Here is a 6,220-nt window from a genome sequence, read left to right as displayed (position 1 = left end):
CCAATGAGTATGTTCGTTAATCATAATGTGCCCTCAAACAAGATTTGAAGATCTGATCATGACATTGAGATTTAGTTCAAAAAAATCCCCGCTAATTTCTTAGCAGGGATTTGTGTATAAGAGACAGCTTTAAAAATTAAGCGGCTTTTGGTTTAAATATAAAATATTAACTATTTAACAGACCAATCAATAGTATCTTCTGCTTTTATAGGCACAACTTCAGAGTCGCCTAGGGTATAACTTGCAGGTACGTCCCATGGTTTTCTTTGTAATGTTATTGTATCGGCATTACGCGGCAACTCATAAAAGTCAGGACCAAAGTGGCTTGCAAATCCTTCAAGCATGTCCAGAGCTCCTGCATCTTCGAATGCTTCAGCGTATAACTCAATTGCGGCATGAGCCGTATATGCACCAGCACAACCACAAGCAGCTTCTTTTTTATCTTTATAATGTGGTGCAGAATCAGTTCCTAAGAAAAACTTTTTATTTCCACTTATAGCTGCGGCCATTAATGCTTGCTGGTGAATGTTACGTTTGAGGATTGGCAAACAGTAATAGTGTGGGCGAATTCCACCCGCTAACATATGATTACGATTATAAAGTAAATGATGAGCTGTAATTGTTGCTGCTACATTGCGAGGTGCATTAACTACAAACTCTACTGCATCTTTAGTTGTAATATGCTCTAGTACAATTTTAAGTTCAGGAAAGTCACTTACCACATCCCCTAAAATCGTATCTAAAAATACTTTTTCACGGTCATAAATATCAATTGATGAATCAGTAACTTCTCCGTGTACTAACAGCAACATACCTACTTCTTGCATTGCTTTTAAAACCGGGTAAATATTTTTGACTGATGTAACACCCGAATCAGAATTGGTTGTAGCGCCAGCAGGATACAACTTTGCAGCTACTATTTTGCCCGTTGCTTTTGCTTTCTTTATTTCATCTGGTGTCGTTTTATCAGTGAGGTAAAGTACCATTAAAGGCTCAAAGGCACCTTGTGGGCCTGCTGCCATAATACGTTCTCGATAGGAAAGAGCGGTATCAGTACATGTTGCCGGCGGAACAAGGTTTGGCATAATAATAGCGCGACCCATGTATCTACTAATGTCTCGTACAGTATCCTTTAGCTGGTCGCCATCACGTAAATGTACATGCCAGTCATCTGGGCGAGTGATAGTAAGGGTTGTTACAGAGTTTGTATTATTGCTTGTCATTACTTTGTTCCAAGGCTGAATTTATTCGATCATAGGCATATGATGTTTTCGAGTAAAGATTTTATTAAAAATAATGCATATGTTGATGACATTACCGAGTTGTGTAATTAAAGCTTAATACTCCAATTCAATTGGGATTAGCCATTGTTATTACTTACAATTAATTAAAGCCATTCGTCATAATAATTTACAGCCAATTAAAACCACTCATCGCTTTATTTTGTACAAAATCCAAGATTAGGTTAACTTAGCTACGTATTTAAAAATAAAAAGAATAATATAAATTGCCTATGTCTTACAAAAATGATGCCTCAAGAGCACTTGAAATAAAAACTGATCAACTGAGTATTATCAATCAGTTCTCATCTAGCTTATTACAACTCGATACACTAGAAGAGTTATTTGAGTATGTTACAACGCATGTTGTAAACCGTTTAGGATTTGTTGATTGTGTTATATATCTTGCTAATAATAAAGCAAATACATTAAATCAAGTTGCCTCGATGGGTATTGCTCACGCCCGTGACAAATATCAAGCCGAACGTAAAGTAATACGTTTTAGTGAAGGAATTACTGGGGCTGTTGCAACTACTGGTAAAGCCGTAATTATCGATGATGTAACAAAAGATAGCCGTTATATCGCAGATGAACGCCCTGCCCAATCAGAACTATGCGTCCCTCTTATATATAAAGAACAAGTTTTAGGTGTTATTGATTGTGAGCATCCTATTAAAGGCTACTTTACAAACGCACATCTTGAAATTCTTACAACAGTTGCCCACTTACTCAGTGCTAAAATTAACCAAGTAAATACGGTAAATAGCTTACAGAAAACAGTTGAACAACTTAACAACGCACAAAAATTAGAAAATAGCTTATTACAAATAGCAAATCTAACCTATAAAGCTAACGACTTAGATACGTTTTTTGAAGCCCTTCATTCAATTATCAATAATTTACTTCTCGCTGATAACTTTTTTATCGCTTTATATGACAAAAAAGTAGATATACTTGACCTTGTTTATATAGTCGAAGAAGGCATAAACACCAAAACACATCAAAAAATATCTAAAGAACAGCTAAAAGACACTGCTTCATATTACCTACTGCAAACAGAGCAAACCTTATTACTCAATAAAGATGCCTTTCAAAGTCATATAGATAACGGTGATTTTAAAATGGTAGGCAGACAATCAGAGTCTTGGTTGGGTGTTCCATTTAAAACAAGTGATCGTATAAGCGGTGTTATTGTTGTACAAAGCTACGATAAAACACTGCAATACAACGAACACGACAGCGCTCTTCTAACTTACGTAAGTCGCCAAATAAGTATGGCAATTGATAGACAACTAGCCCGACAAGAGCTCGAGCATAAAGCATTGCATGACGAGCTTACCGGCCTTGCTAACCGCTCATTACTCATTGAGAGAATAAAGCATGCTATTTTACGTTTAACGCGTGCTAAAAAGAGTACTAGCCATGCCCTGTTGTATCTAGACTTTGACCGTTTTAAAAGTATTAATGATTCGCTCGGGCATGAAGTTGGGGACCACTTCCTTATAAAAATATGCGACTTGATTAAAGGTACAGTACGAAGCACGGATACATTTGCACGTTTAGGCGGCGATGAATTTGCAATTTTTATGGAAAACATCACGCATAAAAACCAAGTTAATGAAGCTTTAAACCGAATTAAAAGCGCATTATCAAAACCTCTTAATGTAGATAGCCACTTACTTCAAGCTTCTACTAGTATTGGTATTGCCTATACCGACAACATAAACGATAAAGCTTATATATTACTGCAACAAGCTGATGCTGCTATGTATGAAGCAAAATCCACCGGGCGTGGACAAGTTAAGTTTTTTAATAACACGATGCGTAAAAAACTTAAAACCCATGCCGATATCGAAAACGACTTGCAACACGGTATAGAACACAACGAATTTGAACTCTATTTTCAGCCAATTTTTACAATTACCACAAGTGAGGTTATTGGTTTTGAAGCACTTGTGCGCTGGCATCATCCTAAAAAAGGATTTGTACCCCCTAATGACTTTATACCGATAGCTGAAACTACAGGGCAAATTATAAACCTTGATTTACATTTGCTTGATTTAGCCGCTCAGCAGATTTCAAATTGGCACCAACAAGGCCATCGCTTTTTGAAAGTAACGGTTAATGTGTCGTCACGACATTTTGCAAGCCTCGATTTTGTAGCGCAAATACATTCTATTTATAATAAGTACCAATTACCTCTGGGTTCTTTATGTTTAGAGATTACCGAATCAGGCTTAATAGAAAATCTAGAACTCGCCACTCAAATAATAGAAGGTCTTTCACCTTTAAAAGTAAAATTGTGCCTTGACGATTTTGGAACGGGTTATTCAGCACTGGGCTACTTGCACCAACTGCCTATCCATATTTTAAAAATAGATAAAAGTTTTATAGACCACCTACAAGATTCCACCAACCCACTTGTTGAAGCCATTTTATCACTTGCGCAATCATTAAAACTTGAGGTTGTTGCTGAAGGGATAGAAACACTTGAACAATTAGCCATTTTACAATCCACCGCGTGTGACTATGGCCAAGGTTTTTTAAAGTCAAAACCGGTCACAGCCAAAGAAGCCATATTACTTATTAATAAGCCCTTATAAAAAAGCCAGCGAGTAGGTCGCTGGCTTAGGTATTACGTATATACTCATCCATTGACCTAAACTATAGATAAAAGGCAAAACGACTCTATTTTTTAAACCACAATCTAAAGTAACCATTCAACAACCCCCCACCCCCACCCCACACAGTTATTTATATAGTCAAAATTCACACTGAGGTGAAGCACACCGCAATCGATATACTTAAAAGACAACATGAAGCAAACTCATCTAAAACTCATCAAACCAGTTTTCGAATGACTTTTATCGTTACTAATTTTAATATTTTCGCGATTCATAGCAACAAACTGCAATAAACCACAATAAATCGCAAAATTTTAGCCATCTAGACGTTGAAACGTTTTTTGTATAGGCGTAGTATGTGGTTAATCTGAGCTGAACTCACTTTTCCCATGAGAATTTTTAAAGATGATTGGTATTAAACATTTAAAAACCATAGCAACCCTAAAAGAAACAGGATCTTTGGTTAATACGGCACGAGAGTTATTTTTGACACAGTCTGCTTTATCTCATCAAATCAAAGATTTAGAGAATAAATTAGATTGCCAATTATTTGAGCGTAAAACTCAACCAGTCCGCTTTACCCCTCAGGGAATGCTATTACTTGAGTTGGCTCACGAAATATTACCAAAAATGGAAGCGACTAAATGCCGTTTGAAAGAAAGCTTAAATCAACCTATTTCTCAACTGCGTTTAAGTGTGGAATGCCATGCATGTTTTCATTGGTTATTGCCTACTATTAAAGAATTTAATAACTTTTGGCCTGATATAAAAATTGATTACGAGCGCGGCTTTAGTTACGACGCTATTCCTGACTTACTAAGCGATGAGCTCGATTTAGTTTTAACATCTGACATACGTGAACCCGACACATTAGAGTACGCGCACTTATTTGATTTTAAATTGAAGCTTATTGTGGCACCGGATCATGAACTTGCTAAAAAAGCGTATGTAACAGCGCTTGATTTAAAAAACGAAACTATTATTTCATACCCAATCCCACGTGAACGCCAAGATATATTTAAGCATTTCATTCAAAATGCACGTTTTGACGGTACGTTAAAAACGGTTGATCAAGGGTTACTTATTTTTCAACTAGTAAGTGCCGGCATGGGCGTTGCCGCTTTACCTGATTGGCTAGTTACACCTTATGAAAGCCAAGGCTTGATAAAGTCAATTCCTCTGGGTGCTCTTGGCCTTACTCGTCCTATGTATTTAGCAATGAAAAAAGACATGAAAGACAACCCTGTTTATCGTCACTTTTTAAATACGTGTAAGTTAAATAACGGTCGATAATCATCAATATAATGAGTAATATCGCTGTAATTAACTCTACAGCGTTTAACTCTTATGTTTGTTATTAAAAAAATTATTGGTGGTTTACTTATGCCACTGCCTCTATTTGGTTTATTTGCGTGTCTGATGCTCCTACTCGCATTTAAAGGTCGCAAATCAGCTCTCTTATTATCTGCTTTAAGCTTAATTGTATTACTTGCATTGAGCACCCCCTTTATCGCCAATTTAATTATCCACAATAATGAACCTACTTCGCTTGCATTTTATGCTTTAAAGCATCCAAAAATAGACAAAATAGTTGTACTAGGTTGCGATATAAACCCAAATCCTGCACTCAGTGCTAATAATCAATTAGGTAATTGTGCGTTAACGCGCTTAGTAGAAGGTGTAAAACTAGCAAAGCACTACCCTAATGCAGAGCTTATAGTTTCAGGCGGGGGTTATCAAAATATCACTAATAGCGGGCTTATGTATCAAACAGCAATTAGTTTAGGAATTAATAAAAGCCGTATACTCCAAAATCCTAAAGCGATGGATACCGCAGCAGAAGCTAAATTATTAGCACCTAAATTAGTTGATTTTAAAGTCGCGCTAGTAACATCTGTGCTGCACATGCCCCGCGCCAAAAACTTATTCAATGCTCAAGGTGTTGAAGTAATAACCGCCGCCACTGATTATCATAATTTTGCTGCACTTCCATGGAGCAAACAGTTTATTCCCAATGCTCATGCCTTACTTGTGGTTACGCAATACAGTCACGAAGTAGTAGGAAACACTTGGATAAGTCTGCGCCGCTGGGTAGATCCAGAGGCACTGTAGCTCATTTCGTCTAACTAACCTGATGTAATGGTCTCCTCCCTATACGGCATCTATGTGCCATGATTAAAGTGGTTACGATAATCAAAGGGAGAAGACCAAAATGAAGATTACAACAATTGGTTTAGACATAGCAAAAAGATTTTTCCATGTGGTGTGCTGCAATGAACAAGGGCGCTTAGTTAAAAAGAAAATGTTAAAGCGTGC

At 36.9% G+C, this 6,220-nt stretch carries 4 protein-coding genes and 1 pseudogene; 4 read left to right on the top strand and 1 reads right to left on the bottom strand.

Going from position 1 to position 6,220, the window contains the following annotated elements; translation table 11 throughout:
- Window positions 1–170 precede the first annotated feature (170 nt).
- Window positions 171–1,223, bottom strand: a complete 1,053-nt coding sequence (gene pyrC, locus QL998_RS20030) for a dihydroorotase (protein WP_182198050.1) — start codon at window positions 1,221–1,223, stop codon at window positions 171–173.
- Window positions 1,224–1,513: 290 nt separating this feature from the next.
- Here pyrC and QL998_RS20025 point away from each other — a divergent pair, with 290 nt between their 5' ends.
- From QL998_RS20025 to QL998_RS20010, 4 genes and pseudogenes are all read left to right on the top strand, one after another.
- Window positions 1,514–3,883 (top strand): GGDEF domain-containing protein, encoded by a 2,370-nt coding sequence (locus tag QL998_RS20025; protein WP_182198052.1) that lies wholly within the window; start codon window positions 1,514–1,516, stop codon window positions 3,881–3,883.
- Between the two features lie 426 nt (window positions 3,884–4,309).
- Entirely contained in the window at window positions 4,310–5,197 is an 888-nt protein-coding gene (locus QL998_RS20020; RefSeq protein WP_002961689.1) for a LysR family transcriptional regulator, read from the top strand.
- 54 nt (window positions 5,198–5,251) lie between these two features.
- On the top strand, window positions 5,252–6,016 hold the full coding sequence (locus QL998_RS20015; RefSeq protein ID WP_182198054.1) for a YdcF family protein: 765 nt from the start codon (window positions 5,252–5,254) through the stop codon (window positions 6,014–6,016).
- 100 nt (window positions 6,017–6,116) lie between these two features.
- Window positions 6,117–6,220 (top strand): annotated as a pseudogene (locus QL998_RS20010) (IS110 family transposase); the annotation flags it as partial.

It is taken from the genome of Pseudoalteromonas sp. APC 3691 (assembly GCF_030408135.1).
Lineage (GTDB): Bacteria > Pseudomonadota > Gammaproteobacteria > Enterobacterales > Alteromonadaceae > Pseudoalteromonas.
Note: the sequence above shows the minus strand (reverse complement) of the source record. Positions and strands in the feature narration are given on the sequence as shown.